Source organism: Ferruginibacter sp. (assembly GCF_014377975.1).
GTDB lineage: Bacteria > Bacteroidota > Bacteroidia > Chitinophagales > Chitinophagaceae > Ferruginibacter.
The window spans coordinates 1-1,583 of sequence record NZ_JACMOO010000067.1 but is presented as its reverse complement, the minus strand read 5'-3'; the positions used below and the strand labels follow the sequence as shown (position 1 = coordinate 1,583).

The following is a 1,583-nucleotide window of genomic DNA, read 5'->3' as shown; positions in this document are numbered from 1 at the left end:
TAATCTTTCAGATTGTATCTGAATGGACGGAAAAGTTCGCTCACCAACAAAAATCAAATATGGATTTTTTACATTTTCAATATAATTCAGCGGTGAGCCAGTTTTCCAGATCTCTTTGTCTTTGGAAAATGTATTCAGGAAGCTATTAGTTTGATCATTGTCTTCTGCTGCATTCAAATATTCAAACATATCCAGGCCAAATACATCATTTAAAATTACCGCATGAATCGGGTTTTCAATATTTTGTTGCCTGAAAAATCGTGTATCAGTATTAACGAGAGCTGCCAGGTGCCCACCTGCGGAATGTCCCATTACAAATATTCTTGCTGGATCACCTCCATAATTACTAATGTTATTGTTTACCCATTTCAAGGCCTCTGAACAGTCAAGAGCCATTTTCTCATACTGGCATAATGGACTCAAGCTGTAATTGATGATCACTGTTATCACATTCTTTCGGGCCATGTTTCGGCCAAGCCACCAGTAGGTTTCTTTTTTACCACTGTTCCAGGAACCTCCATGGATAAATACCATAACATCTCTACGCTGACCATCAGCTGTTGGATAATAAACATCCAATAGATTTTCTGTCCCGGATGTTTGCTTTGCTGAATAAGAAATATTCCGCTTTATCAAAATCCCGGCTGAAAATGCAGTCTGGAAAAATGCCATGACAATTACTAGTATGAAAATCTTTAACTTCATTTTATAAGAGGATCTTTTTCTTTTGTGAAATGATTATAGATTAGGCCATCAAGAAAAGCGGGCAAAACCTTATTTAAGAATACAGTTAGTTTGCCCTGTCCCGTCATGATAAGTGATCGTTTACGCTTTTCGACACCGTCAGCAATTATTACGGCAACCGTTTCGGAAGTCATCATTTTACCCTCCTCCATACTTGTATTTCCCTGAACACTACCATCCTTAACTAAAGCAGAATATCGAATATTGGAAGCTGTAAAACCAGGCGATGCGATCATTACATGCAAGCCTGTTTTTAGATTTTCTACCCTAAGCGCTTCCAGAAAACCATTTAAAGCAAATTTTGATGCCGAATAACCCGTTCTTCCGGGAAGCCCACGATACCCCGCTATGGATGAAACACCAACAACAGAACCTTTGTTTTTAAGCAGTTCGGGCAAAGCATATTTTGTACAATACACAGCACCCCAGAAATTTACGTCCATCAGGTTACGCAAAACATTCAGGTCCACATGATTAAACAAAGCACGCATGGAAATACCCGCATTATTTATTAGCACATCCAGGCGTTTAAAAGTTATCATGGCCTGACTGATTAGTTCTACACAATCAGCCTCTTTTGAAACATCGCATTGAACTGCAACAGCTTTTATGTTATAGCGTTTTTCTAAATCCTGTGCAATCTCACAAAGAGTTACATACTGACGTGCGCCTAAGACCAGGTTGGCACCTCTTTTAGCAAATTCTTCGGCACAAGATTTTCCAATGCCTGATGAAGCTCCTGTTATTATTATTGTCTTATTTTTCAGATCCATCAGGAGTATGTTTTTTGCAATGTGATCTTGGTGTAATTATCTGGCAAGGGAGTTCTCATAAGGGAT

At 38.8% G+C, this 1,583-nt stretch carries 2 protein-coding genes; both read right to left on the bottom strand.

What is annotated here, in order from left to right; all coding sequences use genetic code 11:
* Positions 1-672, bottom strand: a 672-nt coding sequence (locus tag H7254_RS04335; protein WP_301931820.1) for an alpha/beta hydrolase, incomplete at its 3' end; no start/stop codon positions are given.
* A 29-nt stretch (positions 673-701) separates the two neighbouring features.
* Positions 702-1,517 carry an SDR family oxidoreductase gene (locus H7254_RS04330; RefSeq protein ID WP_301931819.1) on the bottom strand — a complete coding sequence of 272 codons (816 nt, stop codon included), beginning with the start codon at positions 1,515-1,517 and terminating at the stop codon, positions 702-704.
* Positions 1,518-1,583: the final 66 nt, after the last annotated feature.

Bases quoted from the DNA above. Each gene is read 5' to 3' on its own strand.
- H7254_RS04330 (WP_301931819.1), bottom strand. From the start codon at position 1,517: ATGGATCTGAAAAATAAGACAATAATAATAACAGGAGCTTCATCAGGC.